This is a genomic window from Albidovulum sediminicola (genome assembly GCF_025751575.1).
Lineage (GTDB): Bacteria > Pseudomonadota > Alphaproteobacteria > Rhodobacterales > Rhodobacteraceae > Albidovulum > Albidovulum sediminicola.
Map to the genome: position 1 here is coordinate 105,853 of NZ_JAOWLA010000010.1, position 21,072 is coordinate 126,924.

General features: G+C 63.9%; 21 protein-coding genes. 16 read left to right on the plus strand and 5 right to left on the minus strand.

What is annotated here, in order from left to right:
* Nucleotides 1-5 precede the first annotated feature (5 nt).
* A complete protein-coding gene (locus tag OE647_RS11935) occupies nt 6-698 on the minus strand; it encodes a glutathione S-transferase family protein (protein WP_263721959.1) in 693 nt (230 codons plus the stop codon).
* A gap of 165 nt (nt 699-863) precedes the next feature.
* On the opposite strand from OE647_RS11935, the gene secG reads away from it, so the two are divergent.
* The 13 genes from secG to OE647_RS12000 all read left to right on the plus strand — a co-directional run bounded on the left by secG (nt 864) and on the right by OE647_RS12000 (nt 13,229).
* A complete protein-coding gene (secG, locus tag OE647_RS11940; RefSeq protein ID WP_263721960.1) occupies nt 864-1,241 on the plus strand; it encodes a preprotein translocase subunit SecG in 378 nt (125 codons plus the stop codon).
* A 158-nt stretch (nt 1,242-1,399) separates the two neighbouring features.
* Nucleotides 1,400-3,043 carry a CTP synthase gene (locus OE647_RS11945; protein WP_263721961.1) on the plus strand — a complete coding sequence of 548 codons (1,644 nt, stop codon included), beginning with the start codon at nt 1,400-1,402 and terminating at the stop codon, nt 3,041-3,043.
* 371 nt (nt 3,044-3,414) lie between these two features.
* Entirely contained in the window at nt 3,415-3,627 is a 213-nt protein-coding gene (locus OE647_RS11950) for a hypothetical protein (RefSeq protein WP_263721962.1), read from the plus strand.
* A 46-nt stretch (nt 3,628-3,673) separates the two neighbouring features.
* A complete protein-coding gene (locus tag OE647_RS11955) occupies nt 3,674-4,111 on the plus strand; it encodes a tellurite resistance TerB family protein (protein WP_263722035.1) in 438 nt (145 codons plus the stop codon).
* Nucleotides 4,108-4,857, plus strand: a complete 750-nt coding sequence (locus tag OE647_RS11960; RefSeq protein WP_263721963.1) for a phosphate/phosphite/phosphonate ABC transporter substrate-binding protein — start codon at nt 4,108-4,110, stop codon at nt 4,855-4,857. Before OE647_RS11955 ends, OE647_RS11960 begins: the two co-directional genes overlap by 4 nt.
* Before the next feature lie 118 nt (nt 4,858-4,975).
* Complete coding sequence (locus OE647_RS11965) at nt 4,976-5,755, plus strand: ABC transporter ATP-binding protein (protein WP_263721964.1); 780 nt, start codon at nt 4,976-4,978, stop codon at nt 5,753-5,755.
* Nucleotides 5,756-5,846: 91 nt separating this feature from the next.
* Nucleotides 5,847-6,557 carry a transporter substrate-binding domain-containing protein gene (locus OE647_RS11970; RefSeq protein ID WP_263721965.1) on the plus strand — a complete coding sequence of 237 codons (711 nt, stop codon included), beginning with the start codon at nt 5,847-5,849 and terminating at the stop codon, nt 6,555-6,557.
* A 45-nt stretch (nt 6,558-6,602) separates the two neighbouring features.
* Entirely contained in the window at nt 6,603-7,487 is an 885-nt protein-coding gene (locus OE647_RS11975; RefSeq protein WP_263721966.1) for an ABC transporter permease, read from the plus strand.
* Nucleotides 7,484-8,290, plus strand: coding sequence for an ABC transporter permease (locus OE647_RS11980; RefSeq protein ID WP_263721967.1), 807 nt, complete (start codon nt 7,484-7,486; stop codon nt 8,288-8,290). The genes OE647_RS11975 and OE647_RS11980 overlap by 4 nt, the downstream gene beginning before the upstream one ends.
* Before the next feature lie 186 nt (nt 8,291-8,476).
* Nucleotides 8,477-9,811 (plus strand): glutamine synthetase family protein, encoded by a 1,335-nt coding sequence (locus tag OE647_RS11985; RefSeq protein WP_263722036.1) that lies wholly within the window; start codon nt 8,477-8,479, stop codon nt 9,809-9,811.
* Nucleotides 9,812-9,877: 66 nt separating this feature from the next.
* The gene (locus OE647_RS11990; RefSeq protein WP_263721968.1) at nt 9,878-10,558 is read left to right on the plus strand and encodes a type 1 glutamine amidotransferase; all 681 of its coding nucleotides are present in this window, start codon (nt 9,878-9,880) and stop codon (nt 10,556-10,558) included.
* A gap of 14 nt (nt 10,559-10,572) precedes the next feature.
* Nucleotides 10,573-11,931 carry a glutamine synthetase family protein gene (locus OE647_RS11995; protein WP_263721969.1) on the plus strand — a complete coding sequence of 453 codons (1,359 nt, stop codon included), beginning with the start codon at nt 10,573-10,575 and terminating at the stop codon, nt 11,929-11,931.
* The gene (locus OE647_RS12000; RefSeq protein WP_263721970.1) at nt 11,928-13,229 is read left to right on the plus strand and encodes an NAD(P)/FAD-dependent oxidoreductase; all 1,302 of its coding nucleotides are present in this window, start codon (nt 11,928-11,930) and stop codon (nt 13,227-13,229) included. Before OE647_RS11995 ends, OE647_RS12000 begins: the two co-directional genes overlap by 4 nt.
* Before the next feature lie 23 nt (nt 13,230-13,252).
* Here OE647_RS12000 and phaR read toward each other — a convergent pair whose 3' ends face one another.
* The 3 genes from phaR to phaC form a co-directional block, all read right to left on the minus strand.
* Nucleotides 13,253-13,822: a polyhydroxyalkanoate synthesis repressor PhaR gene (gene phaR / locus OE647_RS12005; RefSeq protein WP_263721971.1), complete on the minus strand. Its 570-nt coding sequence runs from the start codon at nt 13,820-13,822 to the stop codon at nt 13,253-13,255.
* Between the two features lie 172 nt (nt 13,823-13,994).
* The gene (locus tag OE647_RS12010; RefSeq protein ID WP_263721972.1) at nt 13,995-14,456 is read right to left on the minus strand and encodes a phasin, PhaP; all 462 of its coding nucleotides are present in this window, start codon (nt 14,454-14,456) and stop codon (nt 13,995-13,997) included.
* A 115-nt stretch (nt 14,457-14,571) separates the two neighbouring features.
* Entirely contained in the window at nt 14,572-16,368 is a 1,797-nt protein-coding gene (phaC, locus tag OE647_RS12015; RefSeq protein WP_263721973.1) for a class I poly(R)-hydroxyalkanoic acid synthase, read from the minus strand.
* A gap of 104 nt (nt 16,369-16,472) precedes the next feature.
* Between phaC and phaZ the strand changes: the two genes are divergently transcribed.
* Nucleotides 16,473-17,732 (plus strand): polyhydroxyalkanoate depolymerase, encoded by a 1,260-nt coding sequence (phaZ, locus tag OE647_RS12020; protein ID WP_263721974.1) that lies wholly within the window; start codon nt 16,473-16,475, stop codon nt 17,730-17,732.
* Here phaZ and OE647_RS12025 read toward each other — a convergent pair.
* Entirely contained in the window at nt 17,729-18,475 is a 747-nt protein-coding gene (locus tag OE647_RS12025; protein WP_263721975.1) for an alpha/beta hydrolase, read from the minus strand. The genes phaZ and OE647_RS12025 overlap by 4 nt on opposite strands.
* Before the next feature lie 153 nt (nt 18,476-18,628).
* Between OE647_RS12025 and thrS the strand changes: the two genes are divergently transcribed.
* Nucleotides 18,629-20,581 carry a threonine--tRNA ligase gene (gene thrS, locus OE647_RS12030; RefSeq protein WP_263721976.1) on the plus strand — a complete coding sequence of 651 codons (1,953 nt, stop codon included), beginning with the start codon at nt 18,629-18,631 and terminating at the stop codon, nt 20,579-20,581.
* 193 nt (nt 20,582-20,774) lie between these two features.
* Nucleotides 20,775-21,068, plus strand: coding sequence for a BufA1 family periplasmic bufferin-type metallophore (locus OE647_RS12035; protein ID WP_263721977.1), 294 nt, complete (start codon nt 20,775-20,777; stop codon nt 21,066-21,068).
* Nucleotides 21,069-21,072: the final 4 nt, after the last annotated feature.

The window sequence follows — 21,072 nt, forward strand, 5'->3', positions numbered from 1 at the left end:
TCCTTTCAGGTCGCGCTGCCCTCTGGCGGGCAGGCATAAGACGGTTGAGTGAAGATCGTGGTGCCAAGCCCTTCCATCCGGGCGGCCTCGGCAGCAGATGGCCGCGCCTCGGTCGCGGCGGCGATGGCGCGCAGCGCGGGGTAACGCGCCAGGTCGAGCCATCCGGCCATCTCGACCGGATAAAGCGCGATCCAGCGCAGGAGCCCGCAGACATAAAGCGTCAGGACCGATGGCGTGTCGGGCGAAAACCACGCCGGGCGGGTGGCGGCCATGGCCTCCAGAAGGCCGAGATGGCCCGCGATCCGATCCCGCGTGGCTGCGCGGAAGGCCGCGACATCTGCGCCCTGCCCTGCGTGACGCTCGGCATAGAAGAAAAGCCGCGCATCGGCATGCAGCGTGTTCGACACGAAGAACAGCCACTTCAGGAAATGACCGCGCTCAGGGTTTCCCGGCGCAGGCGCCAGTGCACCATGGCGCTCCGACAGCCACAGCAGGATCGCCCCGGTCTCGAACAGCGCGCCCTCGGGCGTCTCAAGCGCCGGAATGAGCCCGTTGGGATTGAGCCGCCGGTAGGCCGGGCCGTCCTGGGCCCGCACGCTCCGATCCACGAGCGCCGTCTCGAACGGCGCCCCGAGTTCCAGGAGCGCCAGCCGGACGATCAATGAGGCGTTGTCTGGCGCGTAGTGCAGGACATACATGGCGGTCTCCTTCGTGCAAGCTTATCGCCGTAGCGCGTTCCGCGCAAAAGCGCGAAAGCGACGCTTCTTGCCGCGAAGGCGGTCAGTCCCCTCCGCATCCGGGCTTGCGCCCCGGTCCTCATGCGCCTAGATAGGCGCGTCAGCCCGAAACGAGACCCGGTCCCGATGGAAAATGTCATTCTTACCGTCCACCTGATCCTTGCGCTCATGCTTATCGGCGTGGTGCTGCTTCAGCGGTCGGAGGGTGGCGGACTGCTCTCGGGGGGTGGCGCGATGAGCGCGCGCGGCGCGGCGAACGCGCTGACCAAGCTGACCTGGGCGCTGGCGGTAGCCTTCATCGCCACCTCGATCGCACTGACGCTGGTCGCGGCCCAGAAATCCGAGGGAATCTCCGTCGTCGATCAACCCGGCACGGAAGCGCCTGCCGAAGCGCCCGTGACCCCGATCGTCCCGACCGGCGACCTGCTTCCGCCCGCTTCGGCTGGCGATGGCCAGGCCCCTGCGGCAGACGATGCGCCGCTGGCACCGCCGCCGGCCAACTGACCACTACATCTGATTTCAGCGCCCTGGCGCACCACTAGAGCTTGCGGTCCTGTTGCGGGCAGGCTGCGAATCTGATAAGGCTTGAATCCCGTGATGCCGAAGCTCGGACGCTTTGGCAAATCCAAGAATCTTGAGGCATTCACGGGGGCATCCGAACCATGGCGCGTTACGTTTTCATCACCGGCGGTGTGGTTTCCTCGCTTGGCAAGGGCCTCGCCTCGGCGGCGCTTGGCGCGCTGTTGCAGGCCCGCGGCTATTCCGTGCGGCTGCGCAAGCTTGACCCCTATCTGAACGTCGATCCCGGCACGATGTCGCCCTTCGAACACGGCGAGGTCTTCGTGACCGACGACGGGGCGGAAACCGACCTCGACCTCGGCCATTACGAGCGTTTCACCGGGGTCCACGCACGCAAGACCGATTCCATCTCCTCTGGCCGGATCTATTCCAACGTGCTGGAGAAGGAGCGCCGCGGCGACTACCTGGGCAAGACGATCCAGGTCATTCCCCACGTCACCAACGAGATCAAGGACTTCCTCCGCATCGGCGAGGAGGAGGTCGACTTCATGCTGTGCGAGATCGGCGGCACCGTCGGCGACATCGAGGGCCTGCCCTTCTTCGAGGCCATCCGCCAGTTCATCCACGAACGCCCCCGCGGCCAGTCGATCCTGATGCACCTGACGCTTCTGCCCTACCTCGCGGCCAGTGGTGAGTTGAAGACCAAGCCGACCCAGCATTCGGTGAAGGAACTTCAATCGATCGGCCTGGCGCCCGACGTGCTGGTTTGCCGGTCTGAACACCCGATCCCGGATCGCGAACGGGAAAAGATCGCGCTCTTCTGCAACGTCCGCAAGGACGCGGTCATCCCGGCCTATGACCTGAAGTCGATCTACGAGGCGCCCCTGGCCTACCATCGGGTCGGCCTTGACCAGGCCGTGCTCGACGCCTTCGGCATCGCCCCCGCGCCCAGACCCAATATGGAACGCTGGGAAGACGTGATGGACCGGCTGGAGAACGCCGAGGGCGAGGTGCGCGTCGCGATCGTCGGCAAGTACACCCAGCTTGAGGATGCCTACAAATCCATCGCCGAGGCGCTGACCCATGGCGGCATGGCCAACCGCGTCCGCGTCAAGGCGGAATGGATCGACGCGGAGATCTTCGAGCGCGAGGACCCGGCCCCGTATCTCGAACGCTTCCACGCGATCCTGGTCCCGGGCGGCTTCGGCGAACGCGGGACGGAAGGCAAGATCAAGGCCGCCCAGTTCGCCCGCGAAAAGAACATCCCCTACCTCGGCATCTGCCTTGGCATGCAGATGGCGGTGATCGAGGCGGCGCGGAACATGGCCGGCGTCGCCCGCGCCGGGTCCGAGGAATTCGACCACGAAAAGGGCGAAAAGCGGTTCGAGCCGGTCGTCTATCACCTGAAGGAATGGGTGCAGGGCAACCACACCGTCGCGCGCAAGGTCGATGACGACAAGGGCGGCACCATGCGGCTGGGCGCCTATACCGCGCATCTGAAGGACGGCTCCCGGGTGGAACAGGTTTACGGCGCCGCGGTCATCGAGGAGCGCCACCGCCATCGCTACGAGGTGGACGTGAAATACCGCGACAAGCTGGAAAGCTGCGGTCTGATCTTTTCGGGGATGAGCCCCGACGGCCGGCTGCCTGAAATCGTGGAATGGAAGGACCACCCGTGGTTCATCGGCGTCCAGTTCCATCCGGAACTGAAGTCCAAGCCCTTCGCCCCCCATCCGCTTTTCGCCGATTTCATCCGTGCCGCGAAGGAGGTCGAACGGCTGGTGTGATCGGCCTGCCCGGGGATCAATCCGGACGGGACAGGAGGGTCGCGCCGCGCGCGCCCAAATCGAGCGCCACGGCGATCGGAGTGATTTGAAATTCGGCGCCTGAAAGGTGCTGAATCGCGCCCTGCCACGCTCCGTCTTCGCCCCGACGTCTCTTTGCGGGCGGAGTGTTGCATCGGGGTAACGGGAACGTACCATGAACGCGTGGCGTTTCCGGGACGAAAACATGTTGTTTCCACTTCGAAAATAAGCCCTCTAGGCCGCATCTTGCCGAAAGCGCCTGTTTGGAAGGCGCTTTTTCGCAGGCGACCAAAATTTTGCCCAAATCCCCGCGCAACCTGAACTAAGATCACAACCTGACGCGGGGGCGCAGAATGTATCTGGGAATGCTGATCATTGGGTGGACGTTGGGGCTGGCCCTGGGGCTGGTCGCTACTCTTGTTTACGGCGCGTCGCTCTGGGTTGGTTTCCTCCTGTGGTCTTTCGGCGGCGCGGTGTTCACGGTGCTGGGGCTGGCAGGCCTCCATGTCGTATCCAAGGCCATGGCCAAGGACGGCGGCCACGCGGCGCGCGTCGGCTCCCGATAGGGTCAAGACGCTTTTCCCGAACGTTCGGGATCGCTATATGCCGGACATGTTCGGAAAACTCCTTTCGGCGCTGATGGCGCCCTCTCCCTCGCTTCCCCCGGATGATGCGCGTCTGGCTCTCGCGGCGCTGCTGGTGCGGATTGCCCGCGCTGACGGCGTCTATACCCAGCTGGAGGCCACGCGGATCGACCGCGTGCTGACCGACCGTCACCAGCTTTCGCCTTTCGAGGCCGCAAGCCTTCGCCAAAGCGCCGAGGGTCTGGAGGTCGAGGCCCCTGATACCGTGCGCTTCACCCGTGCGCTGAAGGATGCCGTGCCGCACGAAGCGCGCATCGCGCTTGTTGAATCGCTCTGGTCGGTGGCGCTTGCCGATGGCGAACGCGCCCCGGAAGAAGACGCCGTGATCCGGCTCGCCACCAACCTTCTCGGCGTTTCCGACGCCGAAAGCGCCATGGCGCGCCAAAGAACGGAGACCCGCAGATGATCGCCATGCTGCCGATGTACGACTGGAACGAAGTCCGGGGCGCCACCGACCGCTACTGGATGCTGATCCGGGACGGTCTGCGCACGCGCGGAATCGACGCGCCAGAGGCACTGACACGCGACATGGACCTTTGGGAGGCCTGGGAAAGCCCCGATCTGCTGCTGGGGCAGACCTGCGGCTTTCCCTACCGGACGCGACTGCACGACCGCGTGGTTCTGGTAGCCACCCCCGACTACGCGCTGCCGGATGCGCCGGCGGGCTATTACTACTCTCAGATGGTCGCGCGCGCCGAAGAGACCGGCGCGCTCTCGGATTTGCTGACCCGCCGGCTTGCCATCAACGGCACCGACAGCCAGTCGGGCTGGGCCGCACCGCTCAACTTCGCCGCCTCTCTGGGGGTCGAGGTCGGGGAAACGGTCACCACCGGCGCCCATCTGGAAAGCGCGCGCGTGGTGATCGAAGGTCGCGCGGATATCGCCGCGATCGATGCGGTGACCTGGCGGTTGCTGAGCGCCCACCGGCCCGAGATGGCCTCCGCGCTGCGGGTGCTGGGGCGCACCGCCCCCCCGACCCCGGGCCTGCCCTATATCACGGCGTCAGGCCGCGACGGCGCCGTGATCGCCCGCGCCATTGCCGAGGCCATCGAGGCGCTCTCGCCCGCCGATCGCGCCGCACTTGGCCTCACCGGCCTCGTCGCATTGGGCAAGGACGCCTACATGAGTGTTCCCGTGCCGCAGCGCAAATGACATTTTGCGCAGTTTTTCTATCCGGATTGAACAAGTTCATGCAAAACGCCCCACATCGGGCGTTGCATGGCGCCGTTATTTTCGCACACTTGGGCGCCAACCAGGGGATAGGCGAACAGTGACAGAACAAGAAGCACCGGTCATCGAGATCAGGGACCTGCACAAATCCTACGGCCCGCTTGAAGTTCTCAAGGGCGTGTCGATCACCGCCCACAAGGGTGAGGTCATCTCACTCATCGGTTCCTCCGGATCGGGCAAATCCACGCTGCTGCGCTGCTGCAACCTGCTGGAGGACAGCCAGCAGGGCGACGTGATCTTCAAGGGCGAGTCCGTGCATTGGCGCGGACACGGTCTTGGACGTCACCCGGCCGACCGTGCGCAGGTCATCCGCATCCGGACCAACCTGTCGATGGTCTTCCAGCAGTTCAACCTCTGGTCGCACATGACGATCCTGCAAAACGTGATGGAGGCGCCGGTGACGGTCCTGCACCGCGACCGGGCCGAGGTCGAGAAGGCCGCGCGCGTCTATCTGGAAAAGGTCGGCATCGGAGACAAGTGCGACGCCTACCCCGCCCAGCTTTCGGGCGGCCAGCAGCAGCGCGCCGCGATCGCGCGGGCGCTGTGCATGGAACCGACCGCACTACTGTTCGACGAGCCGACCTCGGCGCTCGATCCCGAACTGGAACAAGAAGTGGTCAAGGTCATCAAGGCACTGGCGGAAGAGGGGCGGACGATGCTGATCGTCACGCATGACATGCGTCTGGCCGCTGATGTATCAGACCATGTGGTGTTCCTGCACCGCGGCCTGATCGAGGAGGAAGGCGCCCCCGAGGAGCTGTTCGGCAACCCGAAGACCGAGCGTCTTAGGCAGTTCCTGAGCGCGACCTCCCCGGCCTGACGCCCCGCGCAGGACCATTTGCCACGGCGCAAGCGCGGCCCGAAGCAAGAAGAATAACAAGACCAATCCGACAACCAACAAGGAGAAAACGATGAAATACCTTCTGATCGCGGCGGCGGCCCTCGCCGCGGGTGCGGCACAGGCGCAGACCGTGCGCATGGGAACGGAGGGCGCCTACCCTCCGTACAACTACATCGACGACAACGGCCAGGTCGCTGGCTTCGAGCGCGAACTGGGCGACGAGCTTTGCAAGCGCGCCGAGCTGACCTGCGAATGGGTCACCAACGATTGGGATTCGATCATCCCGAACCTCGTCTCGGGCAACTACGACACGATCATCGCGGGCATGTCGATCACCGACGAGCGTGATGAGGTCATCGACTTCACCCAGAGCTACACGCAGCCCGATCCCTCGGCCTATCTCGCCAAGGCGGGCGCCGAAGTCGATCTGACCGGGGGCGTGATCGCGGCGCAAACCGGCACGATCCAGGCCTCGTTCGTGGCGCAATCGGGCGCGAAGCTGCTGGAATTCGCCACGCCCGAGGAAACGGTCGGCGCCGTTCGCAACGGCGAAGCCGATGCCGTTCTGGCCGACCGGGCCTACCTTGAGCCGATCGCGGCGGAAGATGCCGACCTCGACTTCGCGGGCGACTCGGTCCTGATCGGTGGCGGCGTGGGCATGGGCCTGCGCGAATCCGACACCGAACTGAAGGAGAAGTTCAACGCCGCGATCCAGTCGATGAAGGATGACGGTTCGTTGAACGAACTGATCACCAAGTGGGAAATCGGCGAAACCTTCTGACCGGAAAAGGGAGGCGGGGTCGCTCAGACCCCGCCTCGGACCCGCATGTTTTCATACTGTTCGGAACCTGATGCGCTTTCCGGCCTGACGTGGCTGTCCTGCTACCTGACCACCGGCAAGCACACCTCGCTTTACCTGTCCTTCGGGACGGTGTTGACCCTTCTGGCGATCACGGCGCCTGTCGCGCTTGTCTTCGGCTTCGGCGGCGCCAGCGCGGCCCGGTCGCGCTTCGCGCCGCTGTCCTGGCTGGGCAAGGCCTATATCGGGATCGTGCGCGGAGTTCCGGACATCGCGTTCTTCCTGTTCTTCGTCATCGCGCTGGACCAGGGGTTCGAGTGGGTGCGCCACAAGATCAAATGCCCGGACTGGGACCAGCCGATCCGGCAGGGCAACGATTTCGTCGTCTGCGCGGCGGCGAAACTGCCGCTGGGCGACGCCGCGCAATGGGTGCATGAGGTCTATGGCTTCCTCCTGGCGGTGCTGACCTTCTCCATCATCTTCGGCGCCTTTGCCGCGAACGTGCTTTACGGCGCCATGCAGGCGGTCCCGCGGGCGCAGATCGAGACCGCGGAGGCCTATGGCATGTCGCACCGTCAGGCCTTCTGGCGCATCCTGGTGCCGCAGATGTGGGTCTACGCGCTGCCCGGCCTCTCGAATCTCTGGATGGTGCTGATCAAGGCGACGCCGCTGCTGTTCCTTCTGGGGGTCGAGGATATCGTCTACTGGGCGCGCGAGCTTGGCGGAACCAAGACGCCGAAGTTCACCGACTATCCCCATGGCGACTGGCGCATGTGGTATTTCGCGGCGCTTCTGATCTTCTACCTTCTCTTCACCAAGGTCTCCGAGGTCGTGCTTGACCGGATCATGCGTCGCCTGACGCGCGGTCAGGCGACCATGGCTGGTGAAGCGCAACGAAAGGCCGCCGCATGAGCTGCTGGGACACGGTCGCCGACTATGCGCTGCGCAGCGTGGGCATCGGCGAAAGGCTTCTTCCGAGGGCCGATTTCACCATCTGCCAGCAGATCACGCTGATCGGCTCGGGCATGATCTGGAACATCTATTTCGGCGTTCTGGCACTCTTGTCGGGGTTCTTCCTCGCAACCGCGCTCGCCATGGCCAAGGCCGCGCACTCGCCCCTGCTGCGCAAGCCGGCGGAGTGGTTCATCTTCGTTTTCCGCGGCTCGCCGCTTTTCATCCAGTTCTTCTTCGCCTACTTCCTGTTTCTGAGCCTCAAGGGCGTGTTTCCGGTCTTTTCGCCCCTGACGTCCGCTTGGGCGGGGGCGCTGGTGGTGCTGTTCTTCAACACCTCCGCCTACTCGGCCGAAATCTTCTACGGCGCAATGCAGTCCATCCCCAAGGGCGACATCGAGGCCGCGGACGCCTATGGCATGTCGGGCTGGCCACGTTTCCACCGGATCATCTGGCCGACCATGCTGCGGCTCGCCTGGCCCGCCTATACGAACGAGGCGATCTTCCTCTTCCACGCCACGGCGCTGGTGTTTTTCTCGGGCTTTCCGGCCACGCAACAGATGGGGGACGCGCTTTATTACGCGAACTATTTCGCGGACAAGACCTTCAACCCCTTCATCCCTTATCCGATCCTGGCCTGCTACTTCATCGCGCTGACCCTGACCGTCATCGGATTGTTCGGCACAGTGAACCGGCGATTGAACCGGCACCTGCCCCAAACCCAGCGCGGCAAAATTCGCTTGCGTCCGATGCTGGTCCGGTAGTATCTCTTATTTGATCAAATTCTTCGGGTGAAGTTTCCGTGGCACAAATGGGCCATGGGCTGCCATGTCGGCCACCCGATCGCGATTTGATCAGATAAACGGAAGGATAAAGACCGGGCCATTCCGCCCCCTGCCCTACGGGGCCAGTGCGGGGCGCTCCGAATGCCCAGGTCTCCCGGTGCGATGATGAAGGACTGGCTCAGAAAACACCCGCAGGTGCGCACGATCCGTGTAGCCGCGGCAGACCTGAACGGACAACCCCGCGGCAAGCGGATCCCCACCCGCTTCGCGGAAAAGATCACGGCGGAGGGAACGCGCTTTCCCTTCTCGGTTCTGAACCTCGACATCTGGGGTGAGGACATCGAGGACAGCCCGCTTGTCTTCGACACCGGCGATGCAGATGGCGTCCTGAAGCCCACCGAGCGTGGCTACATGCCCATGCCCTGGCTGGAGGCGCCGACCGCGCTCCTGCCGATCTGGATGTACCGTGAGAACGGCAAACCCTACGAAGGCGACCCGCGCCATGCGCTGGCCCGTGTGGTCGACCGCTACAAGGCGCACGGCCTGACGCCCGTCGCGGCGATGGAGCTGGAATTCTTCCTGATCGACGACAGCGGCAAGACGCTCCAGGTGCCGCCGAGCCCGCGATCGGGCAAGCGGCGCAAGGCGGCGGAGATCATGTCGATCCGGGCGCTCGACGCCTTCGACACCTTCTTCACCGACCTCTATGACGCCTGTGAGGAGATGGACATTCCGGCCGACACCGCGATCTCGGAATCCGGGCTTGGCCAGTTCGAAATCAACCTGATGCACCAGGAAGACGCGCTGCGCGCGGCCGATGACGCCTGGCTTTTCAAGCTGCTGGTCAAGGGCCTGGCCCGCCGCCACGGCTTCGCGGCGAGCTTCATGGCCAAGCCCTATCCGGAATATTCCGGCAACGGGCTTCACACGCATTTCTCGGTCCTCGACCGGGACGGGCGCAACATCTTCTCGAACGGCGGACCGGAGGGATCGCCGAAGCTGCGCCAGGCGATTGCCGGCTGTCTGAACGCGATGTCGGATTCGACGCTGATCTTCGCCCCTCATGCCAACAGCTACGACCGCCTGGTGCCCGAGGCGCATGCGCCGAACGCGCTCTGCTGGGCCTATGAGAACCGCACGGCAGCGATCCGCGTCCCCTCGGGCAATCCGGCCGCGCGCCGGATCGAACATCGCGTCGCGGGCGGGGACGTCAATCCCTACCTGATGCTGGCCGCGATCCTGGGCGCGGGCCTCCTGGGGATCGAGCAGGAGCTGACGCCGCCCCCGCCGATCACGGGCAACGCCTACGCGATGGACCTGCCCCTGATCCACGACAACTGGGCCGACGCCATCGACGCTTTCGAGAAAAGCACGATCATGCCGCAGATCTTTGCGCCGGAGCTGATCCGCAACCTCGTCATGACGAAGCGGCAGGAAATGCACTACATGGCCGAACTGACGCCCGTCGAACAGACCGAGATCTACCTCGACACCGTGTAACCCGCACCGCCCCTTGCCAGGTGGCGGGGGGCGGCCTAGTTTGATCAAAGCCAACAAGAGACAGCCATGCTGATCGGCATCCTCCAGACCGGACAGGCGCCCGACGTCCTCAGGACCGCAATGGGCGACTACCCAGATATGTTCATGCGCCTGCTCGCCGACCGCGGGCTGACCTTCAAGACCTTCCATGTGGAGGGGATGGAGTTTCCCTCCGGCGTTCACGACTGCGATGGCTGGCTGATCACCGGGTCGCGCCACGGCGCCTATGAGGATCATCCCTTCATCAAGCCGCTGGAGGACTTCATCCGCAAGGCCTATGCCGAGCGGGTTCCCGTCGTCGGCATTTGCTTCGGCCACCAGATCATCGCCCAGGCCCTCGGCGGCAAGGTCGAGAAGTTCAAGGGCGGCTGGGCTGTCGGCCCGCAGGATTACGACTTCGGCGGCGAAACGGTGAAGCTGAACGCCTGGCACCAGGACCAGGTGGTCGAACGTCCCGCAGCGGCCGAACGGATCGGCACCAACGCCTTTTGCGAGAACGCGGCGCTGCTTTACGACGACCGCGCCTATACGGTGCAGGCGCATCCCGAGTACGGCGATGACTTCATCGACGGGCTGATGCGCACCCGGGGCAAGGGCCTCGTGCCCGACCAGTTGATGGAGGAGGCGCGCGCCCGCTTCTCCGACCGTAACTCCTCGACCGCGATCGCCGACCGTATCGCGGATTTCTTCAAGCAAACCCGTAACTGAAAAAGCGTGATCCCATGTCCGACTGGACCGAAAAACTGCCCGAAGCAGCACGGGACTATATTGCCGGCCGCAGGCTGGACGAGGTCGAATGCCTCGTCTCCGATCTTGCCGGCGTTGCCAAGGGCAAGGCCATGCCTGCCTCCAAGTTCGGCAAGCAGAAGTTCTTTCACCTTCCGAACTCGATCTTTGCCCAGACCATTACCGGCGACTACGCCGACATGCCCGATGAAAGCGAGTTCACGGAACCCGATATGGTGCTGGTGCCCGACTTCACCACCGCGACCGCGGTGCCCTGGACGGCCGACATCACCCTTCAAGTGATCCACGACGTGAACGACCAGAAGGGCGAACCCGTGAAGATGGCGCCGCGCAACGTGCTCAAGCGCATGGTGCAGCTTTACGCCGAGCAAGGCTGGCGTCCCATCGTCGCGCCGGAGATGGAGTTCTACATCGTCGCCCGCAACGTCGATCCGAACCAGCCGATCATCCCGCCGGTTGGCCGTTCAGGCCGCCGGGTGATGGCCAATCAGGCCTACTCCATGTCGGCCGTGGATGAATATGGCAAGGTCGTCGATGACATCTACGACTTCGCCGAAGCCCAGGGGCTTGAGATCGACGGCATCGTGCAGGAAGGCGGCGCGGGCCAGGTCGAACTGAACCTGAGCCACGGCGACCCGGTCGAACTGGCCGACGAGGTTTTCTATTTCAAGCGTCTGATCCGCGAGGCCGCCTTGCGCCACGACTGCTTTGCCACTTTCATGGCGAAGCCGATCGAGGGCGAACCGGGCTCCGCCATGCACATCCACCAGTCGGTCGTCGATATGAAGACCGGCGCGAACATCTTCTGCGATGAGAACGGGCAGGAGACGCCCGAATTCTTCCACTTCATCGCGGGCATGCAGACCTATCTTCCGGCGGTCGTCGCGCTGATGGCGCCCTATGTGAACTCCTACCGCCGCTACGTGCCGGACTTTGCCGCGCCGATTAACCTGGAATGGGGCCGCGACAACCGCACCACGGGCCTGCGGGTGCCGATCTCGGAGCCGCACGCGCGGCGGCTGGAAAACCGGCTGCCCGGGATGGACTGCAACCCCTACCTAGGCATGGTCGCCACCATGGTCTGCGGCTACCTGGGCCTTCGGGACAAGAAGATGCCCCGGCCCGAGAAGGTCGGGAACGCCTATATCGACTCGGACGAATTGCCCACGAACCTTGGCGACGCGCTCGACCTCTTCTCGGAGTGCCAGCCGGTGCGCGACGTGCTCTCGCCTGAGTTCTGCGATATTTACGAGGCGGTCAAGCGCAACGAATACAAGGAGTTCCTGCAGGTCATCAGCCCTTGGGAACGCGAGCACCTGCTTTTGAACGTATGAATCTGCTCTTTGCCAACGACCGCCGCGGGGAATACCCGCAGAGCTACTATGCCGCCACCGCAGCCCCGATCGAGCGCTTTGCCAAGCTCAGGGGTGAGGTGCAGGCCGATGTCTGCGTGGTGGGGGCGGGTTTCACCGGGCTTTCCGCAGCGCTGCACCTTGCGGAGGCGGGTCTTTCCGTCGTCGTGCTGGAGGCGCACCGCGTGGGCTTCGGCGCCTCTGGCCGCAACGGCGGGCAGGTCAGCAGCGGCCAGCGGTTGGAACAGGATGCGCTGGAGCGGATGTACGGGCTGGATACAGCCCGCAGCCTCTGGACCTTCGCGGAGGAGTCCAAGCAGCTGGTTCGCGACCTGATCGCGACGCATGACATGCCCTGCACCTTCAAGCCCGGCATCGCCCATGCCTGCTGGCACGACAGCGAGGTGCGCCATTCCCATGCCTATGCCGAGAAGCTCGCGCGCGATTACGGCTACGATCAGGTCGAAACGCTTGATGAGGAAGGGCTGGCCGCCCTTATTCCCTCCGGCGTCTACAAGGGCGGCGACATCGACAGGGGCGCCGGCCATGTCCATCCACTGAACTTCACCATCGGCCTTGCGCGCGCGGCAGCTGCAAAGGGCGCGCGGATCTGTGAGGACAGCCTTGTCACCGCGGTCCGGCCCGGCCCCCGCCCCGTCGTTGAAACCGAGGGCGGTCGGGTCGTCTGCGGCCACGTCGTCCTGGCCTGCAACGGCTACCTCGGCGGGCTGGACGGCAAGGTCTCGGCGCGGGTCATGCCGATCAACAACTTCGTGATCGCGACGGAGCCGCTCGGCGATCGCGCGGCCGAGGTCCTGGCTCAAGACGTGGCCGCGTGCGACACGAAATTCGTGGTCAACTACTGGCGCCTGTCAGACGACAAGCGGCTTTTGTTCGGGGGCGGGGAAAGCTATGGCTACCGCTTTCCCGATGTGATCCGGACCGTACGGCCGCCGATGCTCAAGGTTTACCCTGGGCTTGCGGATGTGCGGATCGACTACGCCTGGGGCGGCACGCTCGCGATCACCATGAACCGCATGCCCTGCTTCCTTCGGCCCGCCGAAAACGTGCTTTCAGCCTCCGGCTATTCGGGCCACGGCGTCGCGATGGCGACGCTCGCGGGGAAGATCATGGCGGAGGCCATCGGCGGCCAGGCCGGGCGCTTCGACATCCTTTCGGACCTCAACCTGCCGCGCTTCCCCGGTGGGCCCTCGATGCGATGGCCGCTTCTGGTGCTTGCCATGACCTGGTTTTCCCTTCGCGACCGCCTCGGGATATGAGAAAGGGCCCCGAGGGGCCCTTGTCACAGCTTCGAGAGCTTGGCCTGCAACTCCGCCAACTGCTTCCGGATCGCGGCCAGATCGTCGTCGTCGCGCGACTTTCCCTTGGTCTTCGCGGGCTCTTCGGCCTCCCCGGCCTCGTCCCCGCCGCGGGTCCAACCGCTCATCATCGACTTCAGGAAGGCCTGCTGCTGGCGCTGCATCGCCTCAAACCCAGGCATGGAGGCCATGGGATTCGGCAGATGGCTCATGTTCTCCATCAGCTTCGACTGCCCTTCACGCAGCATCTCGAACGAGGCGGCGAGGAACTGCGGAACGACACTTTGGGCGCTCGTGGTGTAGCTGCGCACAAGATCGGTCAGCACATCCACCGGGAGCACGTTTTCGCCCCGGCTTTCGTGTTCAGCGATGATCTGCAAAAGGTATTGGCGCGTCAGGTCGTCGCCGGTCTTCAGATCGACAATCTGGACCTCTCGGCCGTCGCGGATGAATGTCGCGATATCCTCAAGCGTCACATAATCGCTTGTCTCGGTATTGTAGAGCCGCCGGCTCGCGTAGCGCTTGATCAGCAGCGGCTTGGCATCTTCGGCCATGCAATCCTCCCAAGGGGTCGTTTTTTGGCGCTGCAGCAAGATTAAGCTGCGGCACGAAAAAAACAACATCCGAAAAACCCCGGGATGCTGCATCCGCAAAGAAAAGCGGGCCCCGAGGGGCCCGCCAGTGCGACCTTGCCGTTGGGGAGGATAACGGCCGTGGTCAGTCAGTTCACTTCGCAGCGGAGGTCGCGACGGTCGCGGCCTTCTTCGCGGCGGTCTGCACGTCGGCGGTGGCCTTCTTCACGGCGGCGGTCGCCTCTTCGGAGAAGTCCTTGCCGGCGGCCAGCATCAGCTCGACGGTTTCGGTCTGGGCTTTCTTCGCAACTTCGGCGAAAGCGGCCAGGTTTTCAGCGGCCAGTTCGGCGGTCGCCGAGGCGAAATCGCTGAAAGCCTTGCTGTAGTCGGCCGGCTCGGCCTTGGCTTTCGACAGCTCGCCGAACTTCGCGATAGCTTCCTTGGTCCACTTCGAGGAGATGTCGCTCGACTTCTCGGCGGCTTCGAGCGCAACCTTGGTCATCTTTTCGCTGAGGACAGCGGAGTTCTTGTAGGCATCTTTCAGGGCGGCGGTGTCAACCGGGAACGAGGAAACCATGTCCTGAAGGACTTTCGAGATATCTTGCTGCTTCGTCATGGTGGTCACTCCATTTGCGACGGGGGATGTCATTCGCTTCTGGAGCCTAGATACATGCTGCAGCGCAGCATTTCAAGTAAAGATTGCTGCGCTGCAGAAAAAAATTTTGCGAAGCCTATGAAGCCGGAACCTCGCTCACATAGGTGCCGGGGGCCGGGGCAAGGACCTTGTGCTTCGAATCGCCCAAGGCACGCGCCGGAACCATCCGGCCGGACCGCGCCGCAAGCCAGTCACGCCAGCGGGGCCACCAGCTGCCCTTGTGATAGCCAGCGCCCTCCTTCCACTCCTCGACTGGGCGCATCGGCCCCTCGTTGGTGTAGTGGCCGTACTTGTCCTTGCCGGGCGGATTGACGATGCCGGCGATATGGCCGCTTTCGGACAGGATGAAGGTCTTGTCCCGTGAGCCGAACTGCCGGATGCCGTTGTAGGAGGACTTCCAGGGCGCGATGTGGTCGGTCTCACAGGCGATCGCGCAGACGGGAACCTTAACGTCCTTGACGGTCACGCGCTCCCCGTCGACATCGAACCCCGGCGCGATCAGGTGGTTCTGCTGGCAAAGCTGGCGCAGGTATTCCACGCACATCCGCCCCGGCAGGTTGGTTCCGTCGCCGTTCCAGTAAAGCAGGTCGAACGCGGGCGGCGCCTCGCCCAGCATGTAGCTGCGGATGGCGGGGGTGTAGATCAGATCGTTCGCACGCAGGAAAGAGAACGTCCGCGCCATGAAGAACTTGTCGAGATAGCCCTCTTTCGCGATCGTTTCCTCGATCCCGCCGACGAAGTCGTCATCGAGGAAAACCCCAATCTCTCCGGGTTCGGAAAAGTCGGTGAGCGTCGTGAAGAAGGTGGCGGAGTTCACCGACTTGTCGCCGCGCTTGTTCATCAGGCCCAGCGTCGCGGTCAGGGTCGTCCCGGCTATGCAGTAGCCCACCGCGTTGACCTTGGGCTCGCCGGTGATCTGCTTCACCTGCTCGATCGCGGCCAGGTAACCATCGCGCACATAATCATCCATGCCGACGTCGGCATAGCTCGCGTCAGGGTTCTTCCAGCTGACGACGAACAGCGTGAACCCCTGGTCGACGATCCACTTGATCAGCGAGTTCGCGGGCTTCAGGTCCAGGATGTAGAACTTGTTGATCCAGGGCGGGAAGACGATCAGCGGGGTCTTGTGCACCTTTTCCGTCGTCGGCGCATACTGGATCAGTTCGAACATCCGGTTGCGGAAGACGACGCCGCCCTCGGATGTCCCGATGTTGGTGCCGACCGCGAAGGCGTCCTTGTCCGACAGCGTAACCAGAAGATCCCCGTGATTCGCCTCGACATCGCGCACGAGGTTTTCCAAGCCCTTCACCAGGCTGTCGCCCTCGGTCGCGACCGCGCGTTCGAGCGCGTCGGGGTTCGTGGCCAGAAAGTTCGTCGGCGCCATCATGTCGATAATCTGGTGCGTGAAGTATTCGATCCGCCGCTTGTCCGAAGGCGCGAGCCCTTCCAGCCCCTGCACGGCCTTCTCCATCGCCTCGACATTGGTCTCATACTGCCGCTTGACGAAGTTGAAATAGGGATTGGTTTGCCAAAGAGGATTGGCAAAGCGTCGATCCTTCGGTCCTTGTCCGGCCTCCGGTGCCTCGGCCGCCTGGCCCGCGATCGCCTTCTGCATCTCGACGTAGTGTTCGAACGACTTGCCCCAGAATTCGGCCTGCTGCTCCAGAATCCGGGTGGGATTCGCCATCGCTTCGGCCCAGAATGCGCTTGCCGCCTTGCCGTAAAGCTCCTGGCCGGGCGCCTCCAGGGCGGGGGTTCGCATCCGTTTATGCTGCAATGCAGCAATAAGACGTTGCGTCAGGTCCTCTATTTTCGCAAGATTCGAAGTAAATTTCTCCAGGTTGCGCGAGGATTCCGTAACTTCTGTTGTCATCCCTATCGCTTCCTCCTAATCTTTATCGCAGTGCAGCATAACGCCGCCGGAAAGAACGCGAAAGCAATGATATCCGCAGGGCCAGTCCCCGCAAAGGAGGTACGATGAAGGGAATGGCCACCTACGACCTTATGGAAAGCATTCGCAACACGAACGAATGGCTCGGCGCGAGCGCGCGCGCGATGGCTTCCTACCCGGTCTGGGGGCTGGTACCTCATCCGATGTTCAAGGTCATGTCCGCCTGGGGCCGGATCACCGAACGTTCTTTCGCGCGCATGGTCATCAAACCCGACTGGGGCATCCGCACGATCGTCGGCCCCGACGGGCGCGACCACATCGTGGAGGTCGAGACGCTCGTCACCCGGGCTTTCGGCGACCTGATCCATTTCCGCGTCCAAGGGCGCGCACCGATGAAGCGCCGCGTCCTTCTGGTCGCGCCGATGTCGGGCCATTACTCCACGCTCCTTCGCTCCACGGTCAAAAGCTTGCTTCCGGACTGTGAAGTCTATGTGACGGACTGGAAGAACGCCCGCGACATTCCCGTGTCCGAGGGTAAGTTCGACATCGAGGACTACACCCTCTACCTCGTGGATTTCATCCGCGTCCTCGGCCCCGACCTGAACATCGTCGCGGTCTGCCAGCCGGTGCCGCTGACGCTGGCGGCAACGGCCTATCTCGCCGGCGAAGACCCCGCCGCGCAGCCCAAGACGCTGACCCTGATCGGCGGCCCGATCGATCCCGATGCTGCCCCGACCGAGGTCACCGACTTCGGCCGCCGCGTGACGATGGGCCAGCTCGAACACATGGTCATCCAGCGCGTGGGCTTCAAATACGGCGGCGCCGGCCGTCTCGTCTATCCCGGGCTGATGCAGCTTGCGTCCTTCATCTCGATGAACATGGACCGCCACACCACCGCGTTTGGCGAACAGATCCTGCGCGCGGCCAAGGGCGAGGCATCGGAGCGCGACGCACACAACCGCTTCTATGACGAATACCTGTCGGTCATGGACATGACTGCGGAATTCTACCTCTCGACGGTGGAGCGGGTCTTCAAGAATCGGGAAATCGCCCGCAACGACTTCACCGTCGCGGGCAAGAAGGTCGATTTCGGCAAGATCACCGATGTCGCCGTCAAGATCGTCGAGGGCGAGAAGGACGACATCTCCGCCCCCGGCCAATGTCTTGCCGCGCTCGACCTGCTGACCGGGCTTGCCGATGAAAAGAAGGCCCAGCACCTCGAACCGGATGCCGGCCACTACGGCATCTTCGCCGGCAAGTCCTGGCGCGACAACATCCGGCCGCTGGTGCTTGACTTCATCGACACGAATTCGGCCACGCGCAAGGCGAGCGTCCGCGCGGTCTAAGCCGCGCGGTTGCCGACCTTCAGTACGGTCGCCTCGATCAGTTTCAGGCAATCCGGCGTCGAAAACCGGTGATCCGCGCCCTTGACCAGGGTCAGGCGGATGTCGGGGCCCGCCATATGATCCAGAAGCCGCATGGCCAGGGCGACCGGAACATCCGCGTCCGCGGTGCCCTGCAACATCCGAACTGGCATGCCAAGGCCGAGCGGTCGATCGAAGATCAACCGCGACCGCCCCTCCTCGATCAACCGCCGGGTAAAGATGTAGGGCTCGGGCGAATACTCCGACGGCCGCTCCAACCGCCCGTATTCCAGGACGCCCTGCCGCTCCACCTCGCTCAGCCCTGCCCACAGGGTTTCGGTGAAATCCGGCGCGGCGGCGATGGTCACAAGGCCCGCCACCTTCTCCGGATGCGCCCGCGCGACCAGAAGCGATATCCACCCCCCCATGGACGACCCCACCAGGATCTGCGGCCCCTCCGTCAGGCCAAGGATCGCCGCGCAGGCATCCTCGAACCAATCGCCGATCGCCCCATCCAGGAAATCGCCCGATGACGCCCCATGCCCGGAATAGTCGAAACGCAGAAAGGCCCGCCCGCGCGCCTTGCACCACGCCTCCAGCGCCAGCGCCTTGGTGCCTTCCTTGTCGGACTTGAATCCGCCCAGGAAGACGACCCCCGGCCCCGCCCCCTCCAGCCGGTCATAGGCGATCCGCCGGCCCTGCCTTGTCTCAAGAAACTCGCTCATTCCGCCCCCCCGCTTCTTCATTGCGACAAATACCCCCGGGGGTCCGGGGGTGGAACCCCCGGCGATTGACTTCCCCGCCGCGATTGAGGAATAAGGCGCGACATCACCCGCAACCGGGCGTTCCGTGGGCGCCAAACCGACGAGGAGCCGGCCATGAGCCAGATTTCCCTGACCTTTCCCGATGGCAGCAAACGCGATTACGCCCGTGGCGTGACCGCCGCCGAAGTCGCGCAATCCATCGCCCCCTCGCTCGCCAAGGCCGCCATCTCGGCCAGCATCGACGGCAAGCACTGGGACCTGCAATGGCCGATCGAGGCCGACGCGCAGATCGCCATCCACACGATGAAGGACGACGCCCAGGCGCTCGAACTGATCCGGCACGACTTCGCCCATGTGATGGCGCGCGCGGTCCAGAAGCTCTGGCCCGAGGTCAAGGTCACCATCGGCCCGGTGATCGAGAACGGCTGGTACTACGACTTTGACCGGGACGCGCCCTTCACCCCCGAGGATCTGGGCGCGATCGAAAAGGAAATGCGCGCGATCATCAACGAACGCGACGCCGTCAAGACCGAGGTTTGGGAGCGGTCCCGCGCGATCGAGCACTACATTCGCAAGAACGAGCCCTTCAAGGTCGAGTTGATCGAGGCGATCCCCGGTGACGAACCGCTGCGCATGTATTGGCACGGCCACTGGCAAGACCTCTGCCGCGGTCCGCACCTTCAACACACCGGCCAGCTTCCAGCCGACGCCTTCAAGCTGATGTCGGTCGCCGGGGCCTACTGGCGCGGCGACCACACCAAGAAGCAGCTTCAGCGCATCTACGGCGTCGCCTTCAAGAACCGCGACGACCTCAAGGCCTACCTCACCATGCTGGAAGAGGCCGCCAAACGCGACCACCGCAAGCTTGGCCGCGAAATGGAGCTCTTCCACCTGCAGGAAGAAGCCCCGGGCATGGTCTTCTGGCACCCGAACGGATGGACGGTCTACCGCACGCTCGAAGACTACATGCGCCGCCGCCTGCGCCGCGCGAACTACAAGGAAATCAAGACCCCGCAGGTCGTGGACCGCATCCTTTGGGAACGCTCAGGCCACTGGGAGGCCTACCGCGAGAACATGTTCATCGTCGAGGTGGACGAGGAAGGCGCGAAGGAAAAGCGGATCAACGCGCTCAAGCCGATGAACTGCCCCTGCCACGTTCAGGTCTACAACCAGGGTCTGAAGTCCTACCGCGACCTGCCGCTGCGCCTTGCGGAGTTCGGGTCGTGCCACCGCTACGAATCCTCCGGGTCGATGCATGGGCTGATGCGCGTGCGCGGCTTCACCCAAGACGACGCCCATATTTTCTGCACAGAGGACCAGATCGAGCAGGAATGCGCGGACTTCATCGGGCTCCTCTCCTCCATCTACCAGGATCTGGGCTTCACCAAGTTCGACGTGAAGCTCTCCACGCGCCCCGACGTGCGCGTGGGCTCGGACGAGATCTGGGACAAGGCCGAGGCGGCGCTGGAGAACGCCGTGCGCAAGGTCACGAACGATTATGAGATCGACCCCGGCGAAGGCGCCTTCTACGGCCCGAAGCTCGACTTCAAGCTGACCGACGCGATCGGTCGCGAATGGCAGTGCGGCACCTTCCAGGCCGATTTCAACCTGCCGGTGCGCCTTGGTGCGGAATATGTGGGTGAGGATGGGGCCAAGCACCGCCCCGTGATGCTGCACCGCGCGATCCTGGGCAGCTTCGAACGCTTCATCGGCATCCTGATCGAGAACTATGCGGGCAAGATGCCCTTCTGGCTCGCGCCGCGCCAGGTCGTCGTCGCCTCCATCGTCTCGGACGCGGACGAGTATGTGAACGAGGTCGCCGCGAAACTGCGCGACGCGGGCATCCGCGCCGAAGCCGACACGCGAAACGAAAAGATCAACTACAAGGTCCGCGAACACTCGCTGGGCAAGGTTCCCGTGATCCTCGCCATCGGGATGAAGGAAGTGGCGGAGCGGACCGTCTCCCTGCGCCGTCTCGGCGAAACGCGCACCGAGACCCTTTCGTTGGAGGACGCTCTGACCGGGCTGGTCGCCGAAGCGTCCCCGCCGGACCTGACCCGGCACTGACGAACACATAAAAGCGCCTCCGAAACGGGGCGCTTTTTTTGACCCCTGCGAAAGGTGACCCGTGCCTGGGCTTTGTTTCAGCCGGTCACACGCGCGTGGGCCACGGCCTCGTTACTGGCGCGTGACGATGCGGAGCGGCTAGGACTCTCATGTCGAACACGAAACGACGCAAAACAACTGCAAGAGGAAGATGATGTCCCACTCCATGAAAACGCTCGCCGTCGCCAGTTCGTTTGCGGCCGCGCTTGCCGCGCAGTTCGCGACGCCCGCCGCCGCCGAAGAGATGGAAAAGTGCTTTGGCGTAGCACTCGCCGGGCAGAACGATTGCGCAGCCGGCCCCGGCACGACCTGCGCTGGCACCGCGAAGGTGGATTACCAGGGCAATTCCTGGAAGCTCGTTCCCGCTGGCACCTGCGCCACGATGGAACTTCCGGACGGCCGCATGGGCTCTCTCGAAGCGCTCGACCGCGACCTGCCACAGGGCTGACCAC

Bases quoted from the DNA above. Each gene is read 5' to 3' on its own strand.
- OE647_RS11935 (WP_263721959.1), bottom strand. From the start codon at position 698: ATGTATGTCCTGCACTACGCGCCAGACAACGCCTCATTGATCGTCCGG.
- secG (WP_263721960.1), top strand. From the start codon at position 864: ATGGAAAATGTCATTCTTACCGTCCACCTGATCCTTGCGCTCATGCTT.
- OE647_RS11945 (WP_263721961.1), top strand. From the start codon at position 1,400: ATGGCGCGTTACGTTTTCATCACCGGCGGTGTGGTTTCCTCGCTTGGC.
- OE647_RS11950 (WP_263721962.1), top strand. From the start codon at position 3,415: ATGTATCTGGGAATGCTGATCATTGGGTGGACGTTGGGGCTGGCCCTG.
- OE647_RS11955 (WP_263722035.1), top strand. From the start codon at position 3,674: ATGTTCGGAAAACTCCTTTCGGCGCTGATGGCGCCCTCTCCCTCGCTT.
- OE647_RS11960 (WP_263721963.1), top strand. From the start codon at position 4,108: ATGATCGCCATGCTGCCGATGTACGACTGGAACGAAGTCCGGGGCGCC.
- OE647_RS11970 (WP_263721965.1), top strand. From the start codon at position 5,847: ATGAAATACCTTCTGATCGCGGCGGCGGCCCTCGCCGCGGGTGCGGCA.
- OE647_RS11975 (WP_263721966.1), top strand. From the start codon at position 6,603: ATGTTTTCATACTGTTCGGAACCTGATGCGCTTTCCGGCCTGACGTGG.
- OE647_RS11980 (WP_263721967.1), top strand. From the start codon at position 7,484: ATGAGCTGCTGGGACACGGTCGCCGACTATGCGCTGCGCAGCGTGGGC.
- OE647_RS11985 (WP_263722036.1), top strand. From the start codon at position 8,477: ATGAAGGACTGGCTCAGAAAACACCCGCAGGTGCGCACGATCCGTGTA.
- OE647_RS11990 (WP_263721968.1), top strand. From the start codon at position 9,878: ATGCTGATCGGCATCCTCCAGACCGGACAGGCGCCCGACGTCCTCAGG.
- OE647_RS11995 (WP_263721969.1), top strand. From the start codon at position 10,573: ATGTCCGACTGGACCGAAAAACTGCCCGAAGCAGCACGGGACTATATT.
- OE647_RS12000 (WP_263721970.1), top strand. From the start codon at position 11,928: ATGAATCTGCTCTTTGCCAACGACCGCCGCGGGGAATACCCGCAGAGC.
- phaR (WP_263721971.1), bottom strand. From the start codon at position 13,822: ATGGCCGAAGATGCCAAGCCGCTGCTGATCAAGCGCTACGCGAGCCGG.
- OE647_RS12010 (WP_263721972.1), bottom strand. From the start codon at position 14,456: ATGACGAAGCAGCAAGATATCTCGAAAGTCCTTCAGGACATGGTTTCC.
- phaC (WP_263721973.1), bottom strand. From the start codon at position 16,368: ATGACAACAGAAGTTACGGAATCCTCGCGCAACCTGGAGAAATTTACT.
- phaZ (WP_263721974.1), top strand. From the start codon at position 16,473: ATGAAGGGAATGGCCACCTACGACCTTATGGAAAGCATTCGCAACACG.
- OE647_RS12025 (WP_263721975.1), bottom strand. From the start codon at position 18,475: ATGAGCGAGTTTCTTGAGACAAGGCAGGGCCGGCGGATCGCCTATGAC.
- thrS (WP_263721976.1), top strand. From the start codon at position 18,629: ATGAGCCAGATTTCCCTGACCTTTCCCGATGGCAGCAAACGCGATTAC.
- OE647_RS12035 (WP_263721977.1), top strand. From the start codon at position 20,775: ATGTCCCACTCCATGAAAACGCTCGCCGTCGCCAGTTCGTTTGCGGCC.